The sequence below is a fragment of the Tenacibaculum finnmarkense genomovar ulcerans genome (genome assembly GCF_900239495.1).
Taxonomy (GTDB): domain Bacteria; phylum Bacteroidota; class Bacteroidia; order Flavobacteriales; family Flavobacteriaceae; genus Polaribacter; species Polaribacter ulcerans.
In genome coordinates, this window is sequence record NZ_OENE01000015.1 from 110,300 (window position 1) to 134,308 (window position 24,009).

27 protein-coding genes and 1 tRNA gene are annotated in these 24,009 nt (G+C 30.1%); 8 read left to right on the forward strand and 20 right to left on the reverse strand.

The annotated features are described in order from the left end of the window. The first annotated feature begins 209 nt into the window (after positions 1-209). Complete coding sequence (locus DPIF8902391_RS05640) at positions 210-392, forward strand: hypothetical protein (RefSeq protein WP_172505271.1); 183 nt, start codon at positions 210-212, stop codon at positions 390-392. Positions 393-463: 71 nt separating this feature from the next. Beyond that, on the forward strand, positions 464-1,249 hold the full coding sequence (locus DPIF8902391_RS05645; protein WP_172505272.1) for a peptidase associated/transthyretin-like domain-containing protein: 786 nt from the start codon (positions 464-466) through the stop codon (positions 1,247-1,249). Positions 1,250-1,702: 453 nt separating this feature from the next. Here DPIF8902391_RS05645 and DPIF8902391_RS05650 read toward each other — a convergent pair whose 3' ends face one another. Continuing rightward, complete coding sequence (locus tag DPIF8902391_RS05650) at positions 1,703-2,644, reverse strand: calcium/sodium antiporter (protein ID WP_172505273.1); 942 nt, start codon at positions 2,642-2,644, stop codon at positions 1,703-1,705. Positions 2,645-3,108: 464 nt separating this feature from the next. Between DPIF8902391_RS05650 and DPIF8902391_RS05655 the strand changes: the two genes are divergently transcribed. The 4 genes from DPIF8902391_RS05655 to DPIF8902391_RS05670 all read left to right on the forward strand — a co-directional run bounded on the left by DPIF8902391_RS05655 (position 3,109) and on the right by DPIF8902391_RS05670 (position 5,098). Continuing rightward, positions 3,109-4,452, forward strand: coding sequence for an SPFH domain-containing protein (locus DPIF8902391_RS05655; RefSeq protein WP_058885639.1), 1,344 nt, complete (start codon positions 3,109-3,111; stop codon positions 4,450-4,452). A 96-nt stretch (positions 4,453-4,548) separates the two neighbouring features. Further along, positions 4,549-4,701 (forward strand): hypothetical protein, encoded by a 153-nt coding sequence (locus tag DPIF8902391_RS05660; RefSeq protein WP_058885640.1) that lies wholly within the window; start codon positions 4,549-4,551, stop codon positions 4,699-4,701. Between the two features lie 19 nt (positions 4,702-4,720). Then, positions 4,721-4,945, forward strand: coding sequence for a putative signal transducing protein (locus tag DPIF8902391_RS05665; protein ID WP_058885641.1), 225 nt, complete (start codon positions 4,721-4,723; stop codon positions 4,943-4,945). 79 nt (positions 4,946-5,024) lie between these two features. After that, positions 5,025-5,098: transfer RNA gene (locus tag DPIF8902391_RS05670), tRNA-Arg, on the forward strand. Positions 5,099-5,750: 652 nt separating this feature from the next. Here the strand turns inward: DPIF8902391_RS05670 and DPIF8902391_RS05675 are convergent. The 14 genes from DPIF8902391_RS05675 to DPIF8902391_RS05740 all read right to left on the reverse strand — a co-directional run bounded on the left by DPIF8902391_RS05675 (position 5,751) and on the right by DPIF8902391_RS05740 (position 15,958). After that, entirely contained in the window at positions 5,751-5,999 is a 249-nt protein-coding gene (locus tag DPIF8902391_RS05675) for a hypothetical protein (protein WP_172505274.1), read from the reverse strand. Position 6,000: 1 nt separating this feature from the next. After that, entirely contained in the window at positions 6,001-7,356 is a 1,356-nt protein-coding gene (locus DPIF8902391_RS05680; protein WP_172505275.1) for a hypothetical protein, read from the reverse strand. 157 nt (positions 7,357-7,513) lie between these two features. Next, entirely contained in the window at positions 7,514-7,810 is a 297-nt protein-coding gene (locus DPIF8902391_RS05685) for a MerR family transcriptional regulator (protein ID WP_172505276.1), read from the reverse strand. 458 nt (positions 7,811-8,268) lie between these two features. Further along, positions 8,269-8,583, reverse strand: a complete 315-nt coding sequence (locus DPIF8902391_RS05690) for a hypothetical protein (protein WP_172505277.1) — start codon at positions 8,581-8,583, stop codon at positions 8,269-8,271. Positions 8,584-8,629: 46 nt separating this feature from the next. Then, on the reverse strand, positions 8,630-10,087 hold the full coding sequence (locus DPIF8902391_RS05695) for a site-specific integrase (RefSeq protein WP_172505278.1): 1,458 nt from the start codon (positions 10,085-10,087) through the stop codon (positions 8,630-8,632). Positions 10,088-10,321: 234 nt separating this feature from the next. Beyond that, positions 10,322-10,798, reverse strand: coding sequence for a hypothetical protein (locus DPIF8902391_RS05700; protein WP_058885651.1), 477 nt, complete (start codon positions 10,796-10,798; stop codon positions 10,322-10,324). A gap of 322 nt (positions 10,799-11,120) precedes the next feature. Further along, positions 11,121-11,393, reverse strand: a complete 273-nt coding sequence (locus DPIF8902391_RS05705) for a hypothetical protein (protein WP_172505279.1) — start codon at positions 11,391-11,393, stop codon at positions 11,121-11,123. A 1-nt stretch (position 11,394) separates the two neighbouring features. Further along, a complete protein-coding gene (locus tag DPIF8902391_RS05710) occupies positions 11,395-11,670 on the reverse strand; it encodes an ATP-dependent Clp protease adaptor ClpS (protein WP_101902960.1) in 276 nt (91 codons plus the stop codon). Beyond that, a complete protein-coding gene (gene prmA / locus DPIF8902391_RS05715) occupies positions 11,671-12,510 on the reverse strand; it encodes a 50S ribosomal protein L11 methyltransferase (RefSeq protein ID WP_058885654.1) in 840 nt (279 codons plus the stop codon). Between the two features lie 19 nt (positions 12,511-12,529). Further along, positions 12,530-13,288 carry a triose-phosphate isomerase gene (gene tpiA / locus DPIF8902391_RS05720; RefSeq protein ID WP_058885655.1) on the reverse strand — a complete coding sequence of 253 codons (759 nt, stop codon included), beginning with the start codon at positions 13,286-13,288 and terminating at the stop codon, positions 12,530-12,532. A gap of 35 nt (positions 13,289-13,323) precedes the next feature. Beyond that, positions 13,324-13,815, reverse strand: a complete 492-nt coding sequence (locus DPIF8902391_RS05725) for a TlpA family protein disulfide reductase (protein ID WP_058885656.1) — start codon at positions 13,813-13,815, stop codon at positions 13,324-13,326. A gap of 35 nt (positions 13,816-13,850) precedes the next feature. Continuing rightward, positions 13,851-14,348, reverse strand: coding sequence for a TlpA family protein disulfide reductase (locus DPIF8902391_RS05730; RefSeq protein WP_083501083.1), 498 nt, complete (start codon positions 14,346-14,348; stop codon positions 13,851-13,853). 37 nt (positions 14,349-14,385) lie between these two features. Next, complete coding sequence (locus tag DPIF8902391_RS05735; RefSeq protein WP_058885657.1) at positions 14,386-14,880, reverse strand: TlpA family protein disulfide reductase; 495 nt, start codon at positions 14,878-14,880, stop codon at positions 14,386-14,388. Position 14,881: 1 nt separating this feature from the next. Next, the gene (locus tag DPIF8902391_RS05740; protein ID WP_058885658.1) at positions 14,882-15,958 is read right to left on the reverse strand and encodes an ABC transporter permease; all 1,077 of its coding nucleotides are present in this window, start codon (positions 15,956-15,958) and stop codon (positions 14,882-14,884) included. 63 nt (positions 15,959-16,021) lie between these two features. Between DPIF8902391_RS05740 and pyrF the strand changes: the two genes are divergently transcribed. Beyond that, complete coding sequence (gene pyrF / locus DPIF8902391_RS05745) at positions 16,022-16,849, forward strand: orotidine-5'-phosphate decarboxylase (RefSeq protein WP_172505280.1); 828 nt, start codon at positions 16,022-16,024, stop codon at positions 16,847-16,849. Positions 16,850-16,942: 93 nt separating this feature from the next. Here the strand turns inward: pyrF and DPIF8902391_RS05750 are convergent, their stop codons facing one another. From DPIF8902391_RS05750 to DPIF8902391_RS12565, 3 genes are read right to left on the reverse strand one after another with little or no spacing between them, the layout of a single operon-like run. After that, entirely contained in the window at positions 16,943-18,412 is a 1,470-nt protein-coding gene (locus tag DPIF8902391_RS05750) for a RagB/SusD family nutrient uptake outer membrane protein (RefSeq protein ID WP_172505281.1), read from the reverse strand. A gap of 20 nt (positions 18,413-18,432) precedes the next feature. Continuing rightward, positions 18,433-20,994, reverse strand: a complete 2,562-nt coding sequence (locus DPIF8902391_RS05755) for a SusC/RagA family TonB-linked outer membrane protein (RefSeq protein ID WP_317165666.1) — start codon at positions 20,992-20,994, stop codon at positions 18,433-18,435. After that, positions 20,994-21,587: a TonB-dependent receptor plug domain-containing protein gene (locus DPIF8902391_RS12565; RefSeq protein ID WP_317165663.1), complete on the reverse strand. Its 594-nt coding sequence runs from the start codon at positions 21,585-21,587 to the stop codon at positions 20,994-20,996. The genes DPIF8902391_RS05755 and DPIF8902391_RS12565 overlap by 1 nt, the downstream gene beginning before the upstream one ends. Positions 21,588-21,944: 357 nt before the next feature. Here DPIF8902391_RS12565 and DPIF8902391_RS05760 point away from each other — a divergent pair, with 357 nt between their 5' ends. Further along, positions 21,945-22,736, forward strand: coding sequence for a LytR/AlgR family response regulator transcription factor (locus DPIF8902391_RS05760; protein ID WP_144430063.1), 792 nt, complete (start codon positions 21,945-21,947; stop codon positions 22,734-22,736). A gap of 265 nt (positions 22,737-23,001) precedes the next feature. Here DPIF8902391_RS05760 and DPIF8902391_RS05765 read toward each other — a convergent pair whose 3' ends face one another. Further along, on the reverse strand, positions 23,002-23,721 hold the full coding sequence (locus DPIF8902391_RS05765) for a DUF4197 domain-containing protein (protein WP_058885663.1): 720 nt from the start codon (positions 23,719-23,721) through the stop codon (positions 23,002-23,004). Between the two features lie 74 nt (positions 23,722-23,795). Next, entirely contained in the window at positions 23,796-23,960 is a 165-nt protein-coding gene (locus DPIF8902391_RS05770) for a DUF5522 domain-containing protein (protein ID WP_158508522.1), read from the reverse strand. Positions 23,961-24,009: the final 49 nt, after the last annotated feature.

A 24,009-nucleotide genomic window follows, 5' to 3' on the forward strand; every position in this document is an offset into this window, starting at 1 on the left:
TAATTCGATGTATTATTCTATGTTATAAAAGTATTTTTAGAACCTATTTAAAATTCAAATAGGCTAATATCTTTTAAATTAAAACATTTTATTATTTACTGCAAGTTTTATGCAGTGGAGAATATTAATATTGCAATGTGGTAAAATAAAAAGGTGCACATTTTAGTTTTGAACACAAAAAATATTTTTTAATCTAAAAATTTAACGAAATGAACAATTTAAGTAAATTTGGAGTTCAAAAATTGAACTTAACAGAAATTAAGAAAATTCAAGGTGGATGGAGATGGTTTGGTTCTGAAACTGATTCACATACAGGAGGATGTGCTACAACAACCTATAAAAGCCATTATTTTTTTAGGAATTCGAACATCTCACAAATTAGTCAGTCTTGAAATTGCTTGTTAACTGTATCATTCTTCAAATAAATTCGTGATTTTTTTTCACGGATTTTAAAATACTATTTATGAGATTATTTTTTATATTATTGACTTTACCTTTGTATATTTTCGCACAAAAAAACATAATAATTATTGATTCTATAACTAAAAATCCAATAGAATACGCAACAGTATTATTTAATAATAGTGGCGTTTACTCTGATTCAAAAGGAAGTATTGAATTACCTAATGATATTTCAAAAATAAAAGTTTCATCTATCGGTTACAAAAACAAGGAAATACATCACTTAAAAGACACTATATTTTTAGTGGAAAAAATAGAATATTTAAAAGAAGTTATTATTACGGTGACTCCTAAAACAAAAAGAGTAATAAATAAAAAAAAGAGTAAATTATATGTAAATGCTAGTTCAAAAAGTGAAGCTGGATATTTTTCAAAACTTTTTTCTTTAGCCAAAACTTCTAAAATAGAAAATGCTCACTTTGATATTCTAAATGATTCAAAAGAAAGATTGTGTAGATTACTTATTTATGAAGTTAAAAACACACTCCCACATAAAAATATTATACATCAAAATATTATAAGAAAAATCCCACCAAATAGCGAAAATTTTGAAATAGATTTAAAAGAAAATGATATCGTTTTAGATAAAGGAGATTATCATTTAGTTTTAGAAGTTTTTGATATAAAAATTAATAATTCTTCATTTAAAATAGGTTGTTACAAAACTCACTCAAAAAACAATAGCATGGTTAAGGGGGTTTTTGATAAAAGTGAATGGGAGTCTATAAAAACATTAAACAAGAGAAAAGTATTTGCATTTAATTTTTTCCTAACAATAAAAGATTAAAATAATATCAGATGCAATAACGGATGTAAACAAAGCACAAGCCTAGTAAAAATAAATAAAACAATTAAGAGCCGGTTCAAGAATTAAATAAACTGTCAGTTCGAGTGATTTTTTTCCTTCAAAAAAATGGTATCGAGAACTTTTTTATCTTCAAAATCAATATAAAACAATTCAAATTCTCGATACAATTTCAATTCCTTCTAGTCATTAAAATCACTCGAATTGACAAATACCATCCAAAAAAGCTAAAAAATATAGCAAATTAAAATGCAAAAATGAATTTATTCAGTTTAACGGAATTCGATGTATTATTCTATGTTATAAAAGTATTTTTAGAACCTATTTAAAATTCAAATAGGCTATTAAACATAAACCTCACAGGTTTTAAAAACTTGTGAGGTTTGTTACTTTTATATAGTAGTTTTTCTAATAAAAATCCACACAACCACTTTCTTAACTCAATTTTAAATACACAAAAACAGTGTAAGCAACTAATAATATAATTCCATGAACCCAATTTAAGCGTAATTTCTTTGGGAAAAATGCAAATGGCAATATGATAAACGAAATGGCAAGCATCCAATAAATATCATTATTTACCAAACTTAAAGCATCAGCACCTAATTTTATCGGTGTAATAATGGAAGTAATTCCTAAAACTGCCAATATATTAAAGACATTCGAACCAATTAAATTTCCTAAAGAAATAGCTTTCTCTTTTTTCAAAACTGCAATGATTGATGCCGCTAATTCTGGTACACTTGTTCCTACAGAAACCACGGTAACACCAATAATAGCATCACTTACACCCATACTTTTTGCTAAGTTTGTAGCACCATCAATTAACCATTCCGAACCTAACCACAGGCAAAAACCACCAATACTTAAAAATAACACCACCTTATATAAAGGTAACTCTTCATCATCTTCAGGCATTTCATCGACTACCGCTGTTTTTTGAAAACGCAATAAATACACTAAAAACACCACCAACATACTAAATAAAATAATCCCTTCGTATTGCTCAATAGTATTATCAAAAGCGATAAAAAAATATAATAAACCTGAAGCCACCATCATTACAGGCCAATCGGTTTTATAAAAGTTTTTTTCTACTTCAATAGTTGATAAAATTAGCGTAATCCCTAAAACCAAGCCAATATTAGCAATATTAGAACCAATTACATTCCCTACTGCCAAGCCTGGAGCGCCGTTTAATGCCGATTTTATACTTACAATTAACTCTGGTGCTGAGGTTGCAAAAGAAACAACCGTCATTCCGATTACTACTTTTGGGATGTTTAATTTTAACGATAATCCAACGGCTGCTTTTAAAAGCCAATTCCCTCCAAGAACTAATAATAACAATCCTAACGCTATATATACAATATCCATCGATTCTATTTTTTCTTGCAAATATAGAACTTTGACATCAAAATAAACAAGTGCTAAAAGGCTTAAAAAAAGAACAAATACAAAAAAATAAGCTTTGTAAACACCTGTTTTCCTTTATTTTCTTTAAAATAATTATAAAACTCCAGTATTAAATTATCATTCAAAACATAAAAGTAAGTTTCTGCTTAAAAATCAGAACACAAAATAAGTAAACTATATTATAAATTAAAACCATTTATCACCTTTTAACTTCTTATTTAAATCCAAACAGATTAAATGCTAAATATCTTTTTGGAAGCGAGCTTTTCTTTACGCTATATTCATAAAAAATTAAGAATTATAAACCAATTAAAAAACCCAAACAAATGATTGCTATTACATTAAAACTAATTATTATCGCAATAAAAATTGCAACGATTATCGCTTTATTATCATAACCAACTCTTAAAACTAAACTATATTTTATGCTAACATTTATCGGAGTATTATTAATTATTACAGGGCTAACAACGATGTTATTAAGCTCAATTATTAAAAACAACAAAATTTTAACTTGGTTTACTTTTCAAAGAAGTATTCAATTAACAGCGCTTGGTGCTTTTATGAGCATTATTACAGGAATGTTTTTTTATGCAGATGCAGGTACTGCTTATGCGGTACAATACGTTTCTGGTGGCGATAAAATGATTACCACCCAAGGATTAAAATTAAAATGGTGGGGACGAATTATTCCTTTATCGTATGAAACCTCTATAAAAGATATTATTGTTAAAGAACAAAGTGAATTACCAAAAAGTGACCGAGGTATTTATAACCGAAAAGCACAAAAATGGGAATTTAGCGATGCTATTAAAGCTGAAATAAGCACTTCTGTAATTGTAGGTGTAAATATTAATGATGAAGCGGTTTTTTTAAACATGGCAGATAGAAACAGAAGCGAATCTAAATTAATTTACGGAAGAGTTTTACCAAATATTGATGCCGCTATAAAAAACACCTGTAAATTGATGGATGCACAAGATTATATTTCTGGGCAGGCTTCTGATTTTGATAGGTATTTTAGAGATCAATTAGAAAACGGAATGTATCAAGTAGAGCAATATTACGAAGCTGAAAACAGCAATGAAGTTGTAGGCGATACAACCACTATTCGAAAAATAAAAATCGGAAAATCAAGTAAACAGAAAAAATTTAGAATAAAAAGGACCAAAGATGGTACTATTATTAGAGATGATTCTAATACATTAAAACAATATGGTTTAAAAATTTACCAAGCACAAGTAACGGGTATTGATTGGGAATCTTCTTTTGATGAGCGTTTAGATTTACAAAAAAATGAAGTTGCCCAAACACAGTTAGAAAAACAACAAGCCGAACGTGAATATTACAGAGCTAAAAAAGAGGTTGCTAAAGGAGAATCTGAAAAAGCAAAAGAAAGAGCAAGGTTAGAAAAAATCCAAATTCAACAAACAATTGAAGCCGAAACAGAAGCAAAAGTAGCTGGGTTTAACTTAATCAAAGAAAAAAAGCAATTTGAAGTTGAGCAATACAAAGCCAAAAGTAAAAAAGTAGCTGCCGAAGCGCAATATTATGAAAACGCTAAATTAGTTAGTGCTGGTTTAACCCCACAAGAAAAAGCAGAATGGGAATATAAAACAGCCGTTGGTGTTGCCCAACAAATAAAAGACCTACAACTTCCTGCTACTTATATTGAAGGTGGAAATAGCGGAGGAAACGCAAACGGAAGCTTATTACAGTCATTAATTGGTGCTGATTTAGCTAAGAAAATGATGCAAAGTAAAAAATAAAATGACTTTTATTACTAAGGGCAACCTATCTGGCTTTATGTTACCCTTAGTAATACATTATTTTTCAGTATTTTTGATATAGAATCAAATATATCAATGAAAAAACAATCTTTTAAAGCTTTAGCAAAACTAAACAAACTACTACTACCCTCTTTTACAAAAAGAGCGTTAGATATTTCTACAGCTTCGAAATTTCAATTAGCTATTATTGGATGGCGAGCATTTATTACTATAAACTCATTAGATTAACATATTAAAACTTAAAATTATGAAAGAACACGTAAAAGTATACACAGGAACTTCAATTTTAGCAAACAGGCTTGCTTTTTTATTAGATGAGGCTAAAATTCCAAGTTTAGTTAAAGACACAAAAGAATCTGGAAGATTAGCAGGTTTTGGTGCTACAGGTGATTCTTGCGAATTATTTATCTACAAAGCTGATTTTCAAGATGCTGAAAAAATAATAAATGATTTCAAAAAAGAATTAAATTAATTTTTGAAAAAAAAAGTAAAAAAAACTTGAATTTATTTTTTTTATCAATAAAACAGTTGTAGATTTGCACTCGCAATACGGCCATGTGGCGCAACTGAATAGCGCACTTGATTACGGCTCAAGAGGTTGCAGGTTTGAATCCTGCCATGGTCACAAAAAAAACGAGTTAATAAACTGATACATAGTTCATTAACTCGCTTTTTCTTTTGTTGTTTTTTGGTTTGGTACTTTTTTTGGTACGATTTGCATTTTAACTACTTGAATTATGCCAGTTCCTGATTGTTTATAATTCGTTTGCTAGTCACGGAAAATTTACTTTGAGGGTTTTTTTTCCTAGTGCTTTTTATAGAAGGTTAATCAAAATTGGATTGCGCTATTTAAAAGCATTACTCAAGAATCAGTAGTGAAACAAAACGCCCAAGTAATTTTTTACTTCGGATTGGTAACCCCCTAAACACCCCCCCTTTTACCTTGCCTATTCCTTGCAAATTATAAATCATAGTAAAAATATACAGTTGCTTTTTTACAGTTGCTTAAATCGTTTGTTTTGTATTCGAGGTTTTCGCCAATTTTGGTGAAAACTCTATTTGCTTAACTTCAATATTATATTTTTTACCCTATCGGAACTGATACTAAACACGTCGGCTGTTAATTCGTACCGATTGTAAACACCTGATTCTTTTGGTAAACTTTGGTAATACTCAAACATCTTTAAATTTCTGATTAGTGTGTACGGTATTAAATCCAAATTATAAAGAAACTCTATTGTGTCAATATTCTTTTTAAGTTCGTTATAAAGCATATTTTAGTTAATCGTAATTTTATGATTTACTATCGACTTTAAAAATTGCCGTGCATCGCTTGTTTTTAATTCCGTTGGTTTCTTTTTCGGTTCTACTATTAATAATTTTACAACCCTGCTAATAATTGCCTTTGTTGGTTTTATTTCTGATAGGTATAACGAATCAGTATAAATATAACCGCTGGAAGTGTACGACACCATCAGAAAACAATCTTTGTGTAATTCCGTTATTTTGATATTATTCTTTTTCATATTAAATTAGTTTGATTTGGTTTGGGTTGTTGTATTTCTTTTTTCGGTATCCAGTAGAAGTAATTTTTTTACGGTGTTTATTTCTAATCGCTTTAAGTATTCGTTTCTCTTTTGTGTTTTCATATTTGCACGTTCCTACTTTGGTTTTTTTAATCCAAATACTACAAAGCAAATCAAATGTTTTAGGTTCGTTTTTTCTTAAATATTTAAGTGTAGCAATGCCTATATTATTAACTCCTTTTTTTTCGTGAATTAAAGGCAAATTTGTGTACTTGCATTTTAGGTTTTTTGGTGGCTGGTATTGTGTAATGTTTATCCCTATACTTGAACTGTTAATCGTTACACACTTTTGTTTTTTTATAACCTCTTTTTTGGGCTTCAAATAGCTGTTAATCGTTACACACTTTTGCTTTATATTTTTATAAATTTTAGCCTTTAAATTATCTGAATAATTAACAATAAAATTGTGTAGTTTTTTCTTTGGTCGATCCCTATGAATTGGCTTTAAATTGTGTAACCAATAACGAGGGTTTGAGTAATTATTTAAACTTTGCTTTTGACTATCTGTAAGGCTTTTTTTATCTATTGTATAATCATAATAAACTACTTCATTGAAAGCCTTTAAAAGAAATTCTCTTGCGTTGTTCAATGTAGTTGTGTTAATATCTTTAAATGATACAATACATAATTGCTTTAAGTATTCGGACTTTACTATTTTTAATTCTACTCTTAAAACATTGCCAATCATTCCGTATTGCTTTGCTTTGTCGTAAATTTTAATGTAGTATTGTTGGTGTATTGATTGTGCAAAAGAACCGTTAAAACGATACTCAAATTCTTTATTTTTATGAAATAGTAATCCCTTTAAAAACAACTTTGAATTAAAGTCAGGCGTTGTATTTACTCCAAACTCTATATTTTGTAATATCATTTGTTGAGGTTCACAATTAAATAATAATTCCAAGTACCTACGAACCTCAACAATATTATCAAAGTCAAAAGTATTGCCGTTGTAACCTTTGTATTTGCTTTTAGCCATTGCTAAGGCTTCAATTTGTTGTTGTTGTTCTACTGGTGTGCTAATTGGCATTAACTTAATTTTGTCAAGTACTCTTTTATGGTTCGGTGCTACAATTCCTTTGATTGAATTATACATCTTATGTAAACTGCCAGTAAACAACACTAAACCGCTCTCGTAAACTGCTATTTTGCAAAAATGGTAGTCAGCTATTAACGTACCGTTGTTTTTTTGTTCGCCTGTTTTCGTTTCATACGTTCCAGAAAAAGACAAAAAAGGCAGCTCCAGTAAGCGTGTTACATCTACATATTGAAGTAATATTTTAGTGTAATCAATCAATGTAATATCATTAAAATTAAAGTAAGCGTTGCCATATCGCTAAGTAATAAGCAATTGGAACTAATGAAAAAAGGACGCTTTAAAACGTCCTCTTTATTTTTACATCTGTTTAGTTATGAAGCTAAAAAGGAGTGTCTTATTTTGAAGTAGTAAAGAGTTACTTTTTTACTTTTAACATTCTCGCTTCTATTTCGGAACGCTTAAAATAAACACGGTGTGAACCCTCCATCTGGTAGGATTGTACAACGTTATTTTTCACGTAGCCGTGCAAAGTACTAAGATTGATTTTTAAAAGTTTTGATACTTCAATACGTGTTAAAAATTCTACTGGTTTAACTGGTTCGTAAAATTCTTTTAACTCGCTTAATTGTTTAGCAACGCCCTTTGTAATTGCGTTTTGAAGTTCGTCAATAGTAATATTGATAATTGAAACTTGTTGTACTGGTACTGCCATAATAAAAAAATTTTGTTTTTAGTTATTGGCAAACTATCAGTAAAAAAAAGAATATCGTACATTTGTAGTTCCTAAGTACTTTTGTTCGGTATTCTTTTGGCTTTTGCTGATGGTTTGCCGTTTTTTTTTGTTCTTAATTTAAATAACTTTTTTACACTTCAAATCTACAGCATTTTTTTTGTTTTACACTACTTTTTTACAAATCCATAAGTACTGAAAATCAACACTTTACAAATTTACCATAAAAAAACACCTGTAATACACTTGTTTAAAACGCTTGATAAGGTCGTTTTTAATCGTTTTAAGCAACTATCTTAAACTTAGTTATACTCATGTATGTTTGTATGATACAAATACTATTTAATACGTTTGCTTCGGTATTTTTTACCGAAGCAACTACCATGGCATTTTTTAAGCTGGTTTTTTATCCTTTATTTTCGGTATATTTTTACTGGAATTTAAACAAATTCAAATAGTTTACTGACTAAATTTTTCGGTATTTCCTGTAATGGAAACTTTACTTTGTCAGTATTATTTTTATCAAAAGCTAACAGATAATTATTCTTATTACTAGATTTAAGTATTTTTTTAATCATTCTAAAACCGTTTTTTGTTATGATGCCGTATGTTTTGCCATACTGAATAGAAACACCTACAAACTCTTTTAAAACAATTGTTTTGCCTAAATCCTGCCAACTTAACAAGCCATTTACGATATGTAGATTTACATTTGATTGTGTAAATAACTTTGTTTGCACTTTTACTGATTCCATAAGTATTTTTATTTATTGATTGATTTTGTTGCGGTTGTTCCAGTTCCTACTGGTTGGCTACTTTGCTTTTTTCTATTTCGTTAATTGATTCTAATAAATCAATTTGATTGTTTGCTTTGCCTACTATGGTAAACTTTGTATTTTCTTTTGCTATTTTTCTTTTTTCGTGATAGTCATCTACTTGACTTTTTGAGCGTTCAATATCTTGCAAACCTTTTGAACCTATATAAGATTTTAACATGCTTTCGGTGGCGTGTCCTGTTACCATCATAATCAAATTAGTATCAATACGTCCGTAGTAATTGGTAGCAAAGGAACGTCTGAAAGTCCTGGTAGTAATCAAATTATACTTTACCGTTTCTGTTAATTGGTTTCTTTTTTGCGGTTTGCCGTTTATCAATACCGATACTGTTTTACTGCCTTTAATTGTCTCTTTTATTCTTGAAAGTCTGCAAACCTCTTTAATATCTTTGTTTAGTTTAACACCGTTTGCTGGGTAACTTGTTGTAGGTAGTCCGTATTTATCAATTAGATATTTTATTCGCTTACTGATTGGAATTTGTACGGTTGCGTCTGTTTTTTGCGTTCTGAAAGTCCAATAATTAATACCGTTTATATTTTTGCTGTTACTATCGTTTAACTTGTTTAAATCTGAATATCTTAAACCAGTTTCACAACCGAACAAAATGCACTTTTTAGCGTCCTGCAAGTTTACATCAGTAATAATAGTATTATCAATTTTATCAATTTCAGCATACGACAAAGTAACTATGATTTTTTCTTTATAAACATCTTTAAATTTATCTAAACAATCAATCGTTTTACTTATTTCTACTATGTTTTTTTCATCGTTTTGAAACGCATTAATTACGGAACTTCTAAGACGTTTTAAAACTGCATTTGTATATGATTTAGTGTATAACATATCTAAGAAACACCAGTTTTTAAACTCGTTAGAAAATGCACGGCTCAAGTCTTTTGTATTGTAGATGGTATTTTTTGCTGTTTGATATTTTAAAAGAAGTTGTAAAGTAGCTTTGTATTTCTTTTGTTCGTTTAAATTGGTAGCATATTTTGTAAACATACTTTGTACGGCTGTTGCCAGTAGGTTTGCATTTTCTTTTTCTTTTTCAGTTGCTACTGCTATATTTATTTTTTCGGTTGTATTTAAAATCCTGCTATTTTCAGCAATGCAATTTTTTAGCCAGTCGGCTGTAATTGGTAAACCGTTGTTGTAATCAATTATAAACCTATCTAAAACATTTTCTTTTAGTTGTTCAAGTTCTTTTTTATGATTCTTTAAAATAACACTTGTTTGTTTTAATTCGTGAAGTTTACGATGTTTAAAAACTGGTTTACCGTTTCTAGTAGTTTTGTAAATCCAGTACTCTCTTTTTGACACTATCGGAGTAGCTACTCTTATATCAATCTTTGCATTTATAAACCTAATGGAAACTTTGCCAACTGGTTGTGAACTTCTATAAATATAATTTGCGGTTGCCATAAAATATTATGTAATTTAATTACGTTGCAAATCTAAGATAAAAGTATCGTTTTATGGTACGATTAATAACAATTTAATGAAATTGCTTTAAATTCAAGTATATTTTTAACACCTGCAATCCCCATCAATAAAAGGATTTTAAGATATTATAAAATTTTATATGCTTGTTTTGTTTGAATCCTGCCATGGTCACAAAAACACTAAGATTTATTTCTTAGTGTTTTTTTTTGCTTATTATCTCCCCACGGATACTGTTTTAATAAATATTTTATAAAACCTAGTGTTTTCGGTTAACTCGTACGCCGCTTGTTTAACTCGAATTTCTTTATACTCGGTATATTCACAGCAGCCCTTTATTTTTCTTTGTGAATTTACATAGACCTCGCAAATATTTTTATCGGCTATTTGAATCGTATAATTAACAATTGCTGTTTTCCATCCAATAGAAGTCATTTCAATAATATTATAGTTGTTTTTATCGATAAAACGAAATTCAACAGCTTTTTGAGTACTACTATTTAGTATTTTAATATCTTTTGAGTTAAATTCACCTGTGGTAAATAAATTTTCTCCTGTTAATTTATCAACTAATTCAAATTGAAACGGATCTGGCGGTGTAAAACAATCTATATCTTCACATTCGCTTATAATATTACAAGATTGCATAAAAATTAAAAAAGTAAACGTTAAAATTATACCTATCTTTTTCATCGTATTGTTTTTAGCTGTTTTTACACCAATAAATGTAACCTAATTAAAAAAAAACAATATTTCTATTACTTTATTTTTAAGTTAACAATTAAGCTAAAATAAACAGCATAAAAAAGACCCTAAGCTTTCGCTTAAGGCCTTTTCATCTAACCAAACTTAGTATAAAAACTAACTACTACTATTTTAATACTCTTAAAAAATATTTATTTAAAATTCTTATTTCAATTATTTACAAATAATATACACTACTATGACACGCTTATTTTTTAAACGTCACATTAAACCAAAAAAAAACTCAAAATAAGTTTTTTTTTTGAGTTTTTTAATATAAATATTTCCTTAAAAATACCCGGTGAGCAGGTATTGCTTTATCGTAATTTTCAACTAAAACCTCTAGTATTTCAGGGGTCTTAACCCCTATTTCATTTTTTTCATTATATTTAGAAACATATAAATTATAGATTTCTTTATTTTTTTCAAAAATTAAAAAATGTTGCTCATTTAATATCGCATAACAAATTTCATTTCCTGAAAAAGCAGCTGATTCATCCTTGATAAAATCAGAAAATTCATAATACCTAAAAATATTTTCCATCTTAAATTATTTCTGCTGATAAACCTAATTGTAACAATTTAGCACATCTTGGTTCTAAATCTTTATACTCACCTGTTTTAACGGCGCATTTACCTTTGTAATGAACTAATACAGAACATTGCTCTGCTTGCTCTAATGTATGATCACAAACATCCACCAAGCTATCTATTACAAAATCGAACGAATTTACATCATCATTATGCAAAATAATTTCGTGCTTTTTTGTTTCTTGAGTTAAAACGTCTAAATCTTCTTGTATTTTTTCTATCGTACTCATTTACGCTGTTTTTTGATACTGCAAAGCTACCCAATTATTTCTTTTGATTGTTTTTTGTAATGCTAAACCGTATTTTGAAACTTCGGCATCTATAATAGGAATATCTTCGCTATAAAAACCACTTAACAATAAAATACCTGATTTATTTAAGCAATTTGTATATATTTCCATATCGCTTAATAAAATATTACGATTGATATTCGCTATAATAACATCGTATTTTTTATCAGCTAAAAGCGATGAATCTCCTTCAAAAACTGAAATATGCTTGCGCCCATTTCTTTGCACATTTTCTACAGAATTTTCATAACACCAAGCATCAATATCAATGGCATCAATAGGATTTGCTCCTTTCATTTCAGCAAAAATTGCTAAAATTCCTGTTCCGCAGCCCATATCTAACACTTTTTTATTGGTTACATCTAAATCAATTAAATGCTGTACCATCATATGTGTTGTTTCATGATGCCCTGTTCCAAAACTCATTTTTGGCTCAATAACAATGTCGTATTTTAAATGAGGATTTTCATGAAACGGCGCTCTGATACTTACCAAATCATCTACTTGAATCTGATTAAAATTCTTTTCCCATTCGGCATTCCAATTAGTTTGCTCAATTTCTTTATGATCAAAACGAATAGAAAAATCTTCCGATTTCAAAATAAAAAGATCTTCTAGCATGTTTTCTTTCCAGTCATTTTTCTGGATGTATGCCGTTACACCGTTATCAAGTTCGACAAAACTCTCAAAACCAACCTCACCTAATTCCGCTATTAAAATTTCAGTTGCCGGATCTTTAGGGCTTACTTCAAAATTATATTCTATATAAATATTATCCATTACTATTGTTTATTCTTAATTATATTGCTTTAATAATTGTTACAAAATCAGCTGCTTTTAAAGCCGCACCTCCAATTAATCCTCCGTCTACATCTTCTTTTGAAAAAATTTCTGCGGCATTTTCAGGTTTTACACTTCCACCGTATAAAATTGAAACATCGTTTGCAATTGCATCACCATATTGTTTTGCAATAGTTGCTCTTACAAAAGCGTGCATTTCTTGTGCTTGTTCTGCCGATGCTGTTTCACCAGTTCCTATTGCCCAAACAGGCTCGTAGGCTAAAATAATATTCGAAAAATCAGCTTTATTTAAATGAAACAAGCTATTTTTCAATTGATTTTCTACTACTTTAAAATGATTTTCAGCTTTTCTATCTTCTAAAACCTCTCCGAAACAAAAAATAATTTCTAAATTATTTTCAAGAGCTGCTGATACTTTTTTAGCTAAAATAGCAGCTGTTTCACCAAAATACTCTCTTCGTTCAGAATGTCCTAAAACAACTAAATTCAATCCTAAAGAAGTTAACATATCGGCAGATATTTCTCCCGTAAAAGCACCGCTTTTAGCAAAATACATATTTTGAGCTGCTACTTCAATTTTAGTTTTCTTTGCTTTTTTAACTGCCGTGTTTAAATTTACAAAACTAGGCGCTATAATTACTCTAGTATCATCTGATACCCCTGCTTTTATTCCCTTGTTTATTTGCTTGATTAACTTTTTAGTTTCATCAAGGTTTACATTCATTTTCCAGTTACCTGCAACGATCTTTTTTCTCAAAATTACACTCTTTTATGTTCTTAATTTCTATTTTACTACTCTTGTAATGCAGTTGCCAACCTTGGGTCAAATGGCTCTGTTACATTTCCTAATGAAATAATACCACGCTCATTAACAACCATATAACTTGGCACATCTTTAATCCCTAATCCTTTTGCATATCCGCCTTTAAGCGCTGCGGGTAAAAAATAATGATCTCCATCAATATTAAAAAAACGTGTTATTCCTTTTTTCCACTGTGCTACTGTTTTATCTATTGATAAAAAAACAAAAACAACCTCAGGGTTTTTAGCTTTTAATTCCTTTATTTTTGGTGTTCCTGACACGCACTCGGCACACCAAGAAGCACATACTTCAAACATTACTTTTTTTCCTTTATATTTTGCCAGGATTTCTTTAAAAGTAATTGCTTTATCGTTGGTTGTTAAAAATTTCTCTTGTAAAATATTTTCTGAAAAAGCGGCTGGTTTTTCGGTATTACAAGATAAAAGTAATGCAATTACGAATAGGTAAATAAGTTTTTTCATGAGTTTTTTTTTATTTTTTTTGCGCTAAAAATACGTTATTTTTTCACATTTTTAGCCATTAAAATTGCAGAAACTTTTGTTTGATTAAAAACAACAATTTTGCCCTGTTCGTCAATTAATAAATAACGAGGAATCCAACTTAACCCTAAAAATTTAGCAAAACTTCCTTCCCATCCTGATTGCATAAAATAATGCTGTCCTTTTATATTCAAGCGTTCAACACTTGAATGCCAATCTTCTAGTTTTCTATCTAGAGACAAGTATAAAAAGACCATTTCAGGGTTTTCTTCTTGTGCTTTTTTAACCGCAGGTAAGTTTTCTAAACAATCTGTACACCAAGAAGCCCAAACATCTATCAATATTTTCTTTCCTTTATTTTTAGCTAAAATATCTTTAAACGGCACTTCTTCTTTAGTATTTATTGCTACAAAAACATCCGCCAAAGCTTCTTTTGAAAATTCGGTTGGGCTTTGACTCGAACAACTAAGTAAGGCTAAACTTACGGCAAAAATAACGCCTATTTTTTTTATCATCTTTTTTATCATCTTTATTTGTTTTTTAAATGAATTTTTAATGTGTTTTATCTTTAACTTTTTTAGAAATACTCGACGCTTTAAAAACAGTGATTTTCCCTTTTTTATCAACAATTAAAAACCTCGGAATTGTTTTTAATTTTAAAAAATTAGCCAACGCCCCTTTTCCTTTTTTAGGAATGTAATAGTACGCGCCTTTTAACTTGTTATTTTTTTTAATATTTTCAAGCCCTCTTTTCCAATCAAAATAAGAATGATCTACCGATAAAAAAATATAATTTACCAATGGATTTTCGGCTTGAAACGCTATCACATCTTTAAAACTACGCTGACTAAAAGGGCAATAGGTTGCAAAAACTTGTATAAATTGAGCTTGTCCTCTATTTTTATCAAAAATTTCTTTTAGCGTAATCGAATCTCTGCTTGTAGTTACTAATTTTTCATTTAAAGCTTGCCCTGTAAAAACTTTAGGCTGAAAAACAGCACAACTTTGCAATACTAAAAAGGCTATCAAACATAAAAAATAGTTCATATTAATTCAATTTAATTCGCGGATCTAACCAACTGTAAATAACATCTACCAATATATTAATACCTATAAATAAAGTTGCCACTACTAATACACTCCCCATAATTACAGGTAAATCAAGCGTATTTAAGGAGTTTACAATTTCTTTCCCTAAGCCGTTCCAATTAAAAATATACTCTACGAAAACCGCACCTGCTAACATCGAAGCAAACCATCCTGAAATTGCTGTTACCACCGGATTTAACGAATTTTTTAAAGCGTGTTTTTTAAGCACTTGATACTTGGTTAATCCTTTTGCGTTTGCGGTTCGTATATAATCTTGATTTAAGGTTTCTAATAATGAGTTTCGCATTAATTGAATAACTACCGCCAACGGACGAACTCCTAAAACAATGGCTGGTAATAGTAAATTTTTCCATTGCATACGTATTTCTTCGCCAAAATCATCAACTTCGTATAAACTTCCTGTCATTTCTAAGCCCGTAAATTCATGCAGTACAAACCCAAAAAACCACGCTACTAAAATTGCCGAGAAAAACGAAGGAACACTCATCCCTAAAGTACTTAATATAGCAATTATTTTATCAAAAAAAGTATCTTTATATAAAGCAGATAAAATTCCTAAAAATATTCCTAAAAATAATGCAATTGCAATGGCAAAAATAGCTAAAACAGCGGTGTTTGGTAAGGTTTCAGCAATTACTTCGGATACATTTTTACCGTTTTTTTGAAATGACTGCCTTAAATACGGGTATTTAAGTACCAAATTTACAGAGCTTATGCCTATTATTTTTTGAAACGTATATTTTCCTTCGGATAAAAAAGTATAATCTTCCTCTTTATTACTGTGTAACGATAACGGCGAAACATCGTTTAAATAATATAAATATTGCGTAAAAATAGGTTTATCAAAACCGTATTTTTTTCTGATATTCTCAAGCTGTTCGGTGTCTTCTCGTTGGTCTAACATCATTCTTGCTGGGTCGCCAGGCAATACGTTAAACAGAAAGAAAATTACCGTAACTACACCAAAAAGTGTTAAAAATCCGTAGAAAAATTTATTGATTACATATTGAAACATATCTAACAAAGATAATGGAAAGTCTTAAAAAAGTGTACTTTTGCTTAACTTTTACAACAACACATGACTACACAAGAATTAGTTACGCAAATTAACAAAAAGAAATCGTTTTTATGCATCGGTTTAGATGTCGATTTAACTAAAATCCCTACCCATTTATTAAAGGAAGAAGATCCTATTTTTGCCTTCAATAAAGCGATTATTGACGCTACACATCATTTATGTGTTTCTTATAAGCCAAACACGGCTTTTTATGAAGCTTACGGTATAAAAGGTTGGAAATCTTTAGAAAAAACAATTAAATACCTCAACGAAAAACATCCTGAAATTTTTACTATTGCCGATGCCAAACGTGGTGATATTGGCAATACCTCAACCATGTATGCTAAAGCTTTTTTTGAAGATTTAGCCTTCGATTCAGTAACGGTTGCGCCTTATATGGGAAAAGATTCTGTTGAGCCTTTTTTAGCTTTTGATGATAAACACACCATCATGTTGGCGCTAACTTCTAACCAAGGAGCGTTTGATTTTCAAACAAAAATGATAGGAGAAACAGATAAAAAAGAAGTTTACAAACAGGTTTTAGAAACGTCTAAAGACTGGGAAAATTCAGAAAACTTAATGTACGTTGTTGGAGCTACCAAAGCGGAATATTTTACAGAAATACGCAAAATTGTACCTGACAGTTTTTTATTAGTTCCAGGGGTTGGAGCGCAAGGTGGTAATTTACAAGATGTTTGCAAATACGGAATGAACAAAAACGTTGGTTTATTAATTAATTCATCTAGAGGAATTATTTATGCTTCGGATAAAGAAGATTTTGCGCAGGCTGCTGCTAAAAATGCCGAAGTTTTACAAGAGCAGATGAAGGATATTTTAAATACTTTATAAAATATATTTGATACAAATAGCTTACTATTTGAATTAAAAACAAAAAAAGCACTCAATAAATTGAGTGCTTTTTCGTTTTATAGTATAAACCTATTAGTTTATGAAAGGATTGTTTTGAATTTCTGATTGTGGAATTTCAAAAGTTAATCTCTCATCGTTATAAGGAATTTCTTTTCCTACTAAACTTAAGTGATTATCACCTCTTTTAATAGTTGCCTTATTACGTTTCATTGCTAAGTAACTTTTCCCTTCACCCCAAAGCTCTACACGAGTCTGGAAATAAATTTCATCTAAAAGAGCTTTTCCTGATAAAGCATCAATATAAGAAGCATCTGGCATTCTTTTACTAACGATAGCTTTTAATCTGTCTTTAGCTAAAGTTTCGTTTCCTGTTTTTGCTGCCATCTCTGCACTTAATAAATAGATTTCACTAATTCTCATGAAAACATAATCAGTAGTTACTACTTGCTGACCTCCAATTTTTTTATCTTGGTGATAAAATTTATTGTTAGGTATTAAGTGATTTGAAGTTCCTTTATTATCGTTAAACTGTGTTTTACGAATATCGGTAGCATCAATTGCATCATATAAATCTTGGTCAATTGATTTTTTATCACCTGCCCATTGGTAGCTGTAACTATAAACATCCATTTGCCCCCACCAAGATACTAAACCGAAGTCCATATCTGTAGTAAGATCGGCACCCCAGATCCATCCGTTAATATTTACATCGTCAAAACCTCCAACAACTTCATCTTTAGACATTACATTAAAACCTCCAGTGTTTACCACTTCGTTTAATAATGCTAACGATTTTGCATTTGATTCCGTAGTGTTCATTGCTCCGTAAACGTATGCTAATAAACCTTTAGCTACTTCGCTATTTACTTGATTTTTAGTTTCTCTTACAAAACCGTTTAATAAAGTAATTGACGATTCTAAATCGCTAATCATTTGCTCATACACTTCTTTAGTTGTGTTTTGTGCTACGTTTGGCGTTTCAGGGTTTGTATAAATAGGTAAAACCTTCGTACTAGGGTTGTACTCTTTTATATAATATTGACTTAAATAAAAGTACGCATAAGCTCTTAATGCTTTTGCTTGCCCAAGTGCATATTTAGCTTCTACACTTTTTGGCGCATCACCTAAACCGTTGATAATTAAATTAGCAGCTCTTACAATTCTGTAGTAATATCTCCAAGGCTTGTAATTAGTGTTGTTTGTATAATCAACTGTTGCCTCTAAGGTTGTAAGTTTTCTGTAATATCCGTATGAACTTAATGATAAAGCCATATCTCCAGATAACATATCACTATAGATATCATATCCTTTTTGACCAATATCATCATGCCCTTGAGTACCACCTGTACCAGTATTAATCATTGTAGAATAAACTCCACTAAGTGTAGCGTCTAATACATCAGGATTAAGATTACCTGAAATTCCAAAATCTTCTACGTTAATAAATCCTGTAGGTGATTTTTCTAAGAAATCATTACCACATCCAACAGATATCGTTAAGATAGCTACTGCTGCAATAGATTTTAATATTGTTTTTTTCATCTTTTTTAAATTTTCAGTGATTAAAATTTAATTCTTACTCCTAAAGCAAATGTTGTTAAAGGAGAATATCTGTATTGATCTGAAGAACCAGTTTCTGAAGTTGCTGGATTAAATCCATCTCTTTTACTTAATAAAAATAAGTTATCTCCAGAAGCATATAAGTTTACGCTACCTAAACCTGCTTTTTTAATGTATTGTACAGGAATTGTATATCCTACTCTTATATTATTTAACGCTAAGTAATCTGTAGATGTTAAAAATCTGGTAGAAGAACTTGTAACAGCAGTAACTTCGTTACTATATAATCTAGGAACATTTGTAATGTCACCTTTCTTTTGCCATCTGTCTCTCATATCAGTAGACCAGTTGTTACCTCCAACTTGACCGTTCGACATTAAATTTGCATAGGCACCATCATAAGCATAACCTCCTAAGCTATATGCAAATTGAGAACTAATATCAAAATCATGAATTTTAGCAGATAATCTGAAAGCTCCTCTTACCGTAGGAATTGCCGATTTACCTACATATTTCTGTGTAGCTTGCGCATATACTTTAGTAGTTCCTTGTGATATTTTAGCATCTGGGTTATCGGCTAAAAACTTATTGTAGTTTTTAATTTCTTCTCCCTTATCAAAAGCATCATTTTTGTTAGCATCTACATAGTTTACATTCCACATTGCAGCACCGTCGTTAGCATCAACACCAGCCCATTCTCTCATGTAGTAATCAAATAATGAATGTCCTTTTGAACGTCCGTAGTTACCAGCTTGATCTAATAACTTAGCCTTTCCTGTTGACGGGTCAATAGGCATTTGCGTTAATTCATTCTTTAAAAACTCTCCGTTTAAAGAAACATCGAACGTATAGTTTTTCTTATTAATAATATGCGTAGTAATATCAAATTCAAAACCAGCATTTTTTAATTTACCATCATTTACAGTTTCTAAAGCATCTCCTAAAGAAGGCCCTAAACGTCTGTCAAAAATTAAATCTTCTGTATTTTTAACGTAGTAGTCAAAAGAAGCATCAACTAAGTTATCAAACAAAGTAAACTCAACACCTGTTTGAAACATTTTAGAAGTTTCCCAAGTTAATTCAGCATTTTGTCTTGCACGTACAGGAAGTGAAATTTGCCCTCCTAAGTTTTCAATATTATATCCGTTTTGCCCAGCATAAAGATCACTTAATCTTGAACCGATAGATTGATCACCTAAAATACCATAACTTACTTTTACTTTAAGATTGTTTACAAACTCAACATCGTTCATAAAGTTTTCTTTAGTTACAATCCATGAACCACCGATAGAACCGAAAGTACCCCATTTATTGTTTTTAAATCTTGATGTACCATCTCTTCTTACAGAGGTAGTAAAAAAGTATTTACCATCATAATTATAGTTTGCCTGCCCAAAGAAACTTTCAATAGCTGTTTCTTCTCTATATCCTGTTGATTTACCAGCAGTTTCTACATAGTTTGTAGGATCATCTAAACCATTATTAAGGTTTACAACTCTTTTTACATCAGTATAACCTCTTTGTCTTTTCCATTGATTAGACTCATGCGCTGCGATAAAATCAACTTTATGATCACCAAAAGAAGTATTATACTTAAACATGTTTAAGAAGTTTTGCGTAACCGCATACCTGTTTTGTTTAAATAAACGACCTTTAGTATCTGCTCCAGCTGCCGATCCGTAGAAAGGGTTTTGAATATTATTATGAATATAACTATAATATTGAGCTCCATATCTAGACTCAAAACTTAAGTTTTCTGCTAATTGAAAGTTAAAAGAAAAATTAGCATTTAACGAATGTCTTTCTGACCTTTTTAAGTTATACTTAGCATTTGCAATTGAGTTTGTTAAAGCTCCAAAACCACGTCCTGCATCTCCAAAATCGTAAATATGACCTCCATAAATAGGATCATCAATTTTTTTACCATTGGTATCTCTAGTAAATAATGGGTAAATTGAAGGAATATTATCAACAAACCAAAAAACACTTCCTGAATCTTCAGACTGTCCGTTTGAAGTCGTTTTTCCAAAAGTATATCCTAAATTAACACTTGCTTTTAACCAATCAGTTGGGTTATGTGTTAAGTTTAAACGAGAAGTATATCTTTTATAATCTGAATTAAGTACATATCCTTTATCTTCTAAATAACCAAAAGAAGAAAAGTATTTTGTTTTATCATCACCACCACTCATTTTTAAGTTTGCCTCTGTTCTAATAGAAGTTTGGAAACCATAATCAGCCCAGTTTTCTGGCGTGTATTTTCTAGCAACACCTGCTCTAACTTTTCCTGTAGCAGGATCAATTAATTTAGAAACATCAGAAACATTCCATAAGTTATAAGCACTGTTAACCCCTTTTCCTGAAAAAAGATTCGCATTTGCATACGCAGTTGCATCAGCTTCACCATTAAAATCTCCTTTATTTCTCATTGCTTCCCAAGAAAGACCAATGTATTCTTCTGGTGATTTAATAGTGCTATATCTTGCTAAATTGCTAAAGTTAACACCTGTTTTAACATCAAGTTCAATTGATGAAACACCATTTTTACCTGATTTTGTTGTAATTAAAACAACTCCATTGCCCCTCTAGAACCATAAATTGCAGTTGCCGTAGCATCTTTTAATATCGTTGTAGATGCAATATCAGATGGGTTAATCGTATTAAGTGCTCCGTCAAAAGGAACGCCATCAACCACAAATAAAGGATCTCTGTTTCCGTTTACAGAACCAAAACCTCTAATTCTAATTGTTGCCGATGCTCCTGGCTGACCAGAAGAATTTATAACCTGTACCCCTGCAGCTTCACCCGCTAAAGCTTGTGAAATATTTGAAACACTTTTTGCCGCTAATACTTCAGCCTTTACAACTTTTGCAGTACCTGTAAATGCCGATTTAGTTGATGTTCCATACCCAACAACAACAACCTCTTCTAATACATTTGCATCTTCTTGCATTATTACGTTAATCGTAGTTTTTGCACCTACTAATTTCGTAACATTTTGCATACCTACAAAGCTAAACACTAAGTGCTGCCCTGCTGATGCTTTTACAGTATATGTACCATCAAAGTCAGTTTCAGCACCTGTTACTGTACCTTTTATTACAACATTAACTCCTGGTAATGGACCAGCACTATCTGACACAGTACCTGTAATCATCTTTTGTTGTGCAGTTACATTTACTAGGAAACCTAGGAAAAATAAAATACACAATACGTTTTTGTAACGTGGATTCATAAAATATTTAATTTTAATTATTATTGGATGTAAATTTAAAGGCTATAGTTACTCCTTAACAAGCTTTTGAAGCTAAACACCGCTATTTTGATGTGAAAAACCTTTAAAAAGCGGTTAACAACTGTTTCAAAACCAAAAAAAATGTTAATTTTTAACAATAAATTGGTATTTTAGTATCGGAATTACGAACTCATTGTTTAAATTTGTGCCCTCAGTAGTCTATTGACCTATTTTTCAATAACTTTTACTGCTGATTTTTATAAAATATTTCCTCAAAATATGCAAAAATCTGTCCTAATTATCGATAGCGACCAACAAGCTATCAACAACTTAAAAGAACTATTAACTGAATTTGATTTTTTAAAAGTAATAGATCAATGTGCTACAGCTATTGAAGCTATTGATAAAATTAACACACTAAAACCCGATATTGTGTATCTTGATACACAGCTAAATGACAGCAGTGGTTTTGATATTATTGACAACATAACACTTTCTGAAAAACCTGTTTTTATTTTTACATCTTCCTCAAATAAAGATGCTTTAAAAGCCTTTGATTATGCTGCCTTTGATTATTTATTAAAACCCTTGAATAAAGCCCGTTTTTTTAATTCTATAGATAAATTAATAGCACGTAAAAAAATTGAAAATCGCTTTAGCCTTAAAAGTAACTTAAATGATATTTTAGATTTTATGAAAGAGAAATCTGAAGAAAAAACTAAAATAAACACCACTGTAAAAGGCACTAAAATCAATATAAAATCAGGTAATAAAGTAATTTTACTTGAAAGAAATATGATTAAATACATATCGGCTTCGGGTTACTACATTGAAATTTTTACAACTGATAACCGTAAATTTTTACTACGAGAATCTTTATCGAGTATCATAAAACGATTAAACGCTAGTAACTTTATAAGAATACACCGTTCAACAATTATCAATACTAATTTTATTGATGAAATTATTGCTTCTAATTACGGAGAAACTGATGTAAAAATAAATGACAATAAAACATTTCGTATCAGTAAAAGTTATAAAAAAGAATTTCAAGAAGTTATAGGATTTTAGAACCTATTTAAAAAGCTAAAAATTTACTACAGTAATACCCTTTTTTTACACTCTTAAATACAAGATATCAAATTAATTTAGAAGTCCCCCACTTTTACCCAAATTAAATAATATGTTCGTTTTTTCATAACGATACATAATCTACATCTATAATCTTACTGTTTTTAACTGAAAAACAGGTAAATAAATCACAAAAAAAACACCACATTAATTTTAAAAATCAACGAGGTGTTTATAATTTTATTTTAAGCCTAATTTATATTTTTTAATACTTGTCTTGCAATGCAAATACCTGACGCAATAATGCAGTATTTCTCAATCCTGCTTTTTCACGAATTCCTTTTTCTTCTACAGCAATCATAGTAAAAACACCTTGTAAAGCTTGAGTTGTAACATAATCTGTTAAGTTTGGGTTTACTCTTTTTACAAAAGGAATACTATTATATCTATTGATTAAATTCGTCCAAATTTTATCAGCCCCTACTTTTGAAAATGATTTTTTAATCACCGGGTTAAATTTACTGTATAAAGCAGTAGTTGTTTTTCCTTTCAAATAAGAAGTTGCCGCGTTTTTATCTCCTAATAAAATAGTTTTTGCATCGTTAAAAGACATCTGTTTTACAGCATTTACAAAAATTGGCGTTGCCGTTTTAACAGCATCTTCGGCGGTGTTATTAATTGCTCTTAATCCTTGGTCGGCTAATTTACTTAAACCAATTTTACGCAAGCCTTTATCTACTTTTTTCAACTCTTCTGGCAAAGCAATTCTTACCAATTGATTGTTGTAAAAACCATCTTTAGCAGTTAATTTTTTTACTTGATTTTTAATTCCGTTGTCTAAAGCCTGACGCAAACCATTTCCTATTTGTTGTTGCGACAAACCACCACCAAGAGTTCCTTGTGGCAATTGGCTTACAACTTTTTGTAATTCGGCACAGCCTGTTAAAGAAAGTGCTAGTACTGCTACTGCTATAATTTTTTTCATTTTTAATCTTTATTTTGTTTGGTTTCTATCTTTTAAGATACATTTTATTAGTAATCGTCACACTCTTTTCTATTCTACTTGAAGCTATCTGTTTTTTTATCATATCCAAAAGGACAATGTTTACAACCACTTTTACAGCAGTATCCACGCCTTAAATGATAGGCTTCTTTAAAAACCCGATACCCTTGCTCGTTTACATAATACTCATCGGGAGTTGCTTTTAAAATTTCGTTTATCATAATTTATCGTACTGCAAATATCAAAAAAAGATACGTTAATAAGAATGTT

Bases quoted from the DNA above. Each gene is read 5' to 3' on its own strand.
- DPIF8902391_RS05765 (WP_058885663.1), bottom strand. From the start codon at position 23,721: ATGAAAAAAATTATAGCAGTAGCAGTACTAGCACTTTCTTTAACAGGC.
- pyrF (WP_172505280.1), top strand. From the start codon at position 16,022: ATGACTACACAAGAATTAGTTACGCAAATTAACAAAAAGAAATCGTTT.
- prmA (WP_058885654.1), bottom strand. From the start codon at position 12,510: ATGGATAATATTTATATAGAATATAATTTTGAAGTAAGCCCTAAAGAT.
- DPIF8902391_RS05730 (WP_083501083.1), bottom strand. From the start codon at position 14,348: ATGATAAAAAAAATAGGCGTTATTTTTGCCGTAAGTTTAGCCTTACTT.
- DPIF8902391_RS05700 (WP_058885651.1), bottom strand. From the start codon at position 10,798: ATGAAAAAGATAGGTATAATTTTAACGTTTACTTTTTTAATTTTTATG.
- DPIF8902391_RS05645 (WP_172505272.1), top strand. From the start codon at position 464: ATGAGATTATTTTTTATATTATTGACTTTACCTTTGTATATTTTCGCA.
- DPIF8902391_RS05685 (WP_172505276.1), bottom strand. From the start codon at position 7,810: ATGGCAGTACCAGTACAACAAGTTTCAATTATCAATATTACTATTGAC.
- DPIF8902391_RS12565 (WP_317165663.1), bottom strand. From the start codon at position 21,587: ATGATTACAGGTACTGTGTCAGATAGTGCTGGTCCATTACCAGGAGTT.
- DPIF8902391_RS05750 (WP_172505281.1), bottom strand. From the start codon at position 18,412: ATGAAAAAAACAATATTAAAATCTATTGCAGCAGTAGCTATCTTAACG.
- DPIF8902391_RS05760 (WP_144430063.1), top strand. From the start codon at position 21,945: ATGCAAAAATCTGTCCTAATTATCGATAGCGACCAACAAGCTATCAAC.
- DPIF8902391_RS05675 (WP_172505274.1), bottom strand. From the start codon at position 5,999: ATGAAAAAGAATAATATCAAAATAACGGAATTACACAAAGATTGTTTT.
- DPIF8902391_RS05735 (WP_058885657.1), bottom strand. From the start codon at position 14,880: ATGAACTATTTTTTATGTTTGATAGCCTTTTTAGTATTGCAAAGTTGT.
- DPIF8902391_RS05725 (WP_058885656.1), bottom strand. From the start codon at position 13,815: ATGAAAAAACTTATTTACCTATTCGTAATTGCATTACTTTTATCTTGT.
- DPIF8902391_RS05640 (WP_172505271.1), top strand. From the start codon at position 210: ATGAACAATTTAAGTAAATTTGGAGTTCAAAAATTGAACTTAACAGAA.
- DPIF8902391_RS05770 (WP_158508522.1), bottom strand. From the start codon at position 23,960: ATGATAAACGAAATTTTAAAAGCAACTCCCGATGAGTATTATGTAAAC.
- DPIF8902391_RS05655 (WP_058885639.1), top strand. From the start codon at position 3,109: ATGCTAACATTTATCGGAGTATTATTAATTATTACAGGGCTAACAACG.
- DPIF8902391_RS05660 (WP_058885640.1), top strand. From the start codon at position 4,549: ATGAAAAAACAATCTTTTAAAGCTTTAGCAAAACTAAACAAACTACTA.
- DPIF8902391_RS05740 (WP_058885658.1), bottom strand. From the start codon at position 15,958: ATGTTTCAATATGTAATCAATAAATTTTTCTACGGATTTTTAACACTT.
- DPIF8902391_RS05705 (WP_172505279.1), bottom strand. From the start codon at position 11,393: ATGGAAAATATTTTTAGGTATTATGAATTTTCTGATTTTATCAAGGAT.
- DPIF8902391_RS05650 (WP_172505273.1), bottom strand. From the start codon at position 2,644: ATGGATATTGTATATATAGCGTTAGGATTGTTATTATTAGTTCTTGGA.
- DPIF8902391_RS05695 (WP_172505278.1), bottom strand. From the start codon at position 10,087: ATGGCAACCGCAAATTATATTTATAGAAGTTCACAACCAGTTGGCAAA.
- DPIF8902391_RS05690 (WP_172505277.1), bottom strand. From the start codon at position 8,583: ATGGAATCAGTAAAAGTGCAAACAAAGTTATTTACACAATCAAATGTA.
- DPIF8902391_RS05665 (WP_058885641.1), top strand. From the start codon at position 4,721: ATGAAAGAACACGTAAAAGTATACACAGGAACTTCAATTTTAGCAAAC.
- DPIF8902391_RS05710 (WP_101902960.1), bottom strand. From the start codon at position 11,670: ATGAGTACGATAGAAAAAATACAAGAAGATTTAGACGTTTTAACTCAA.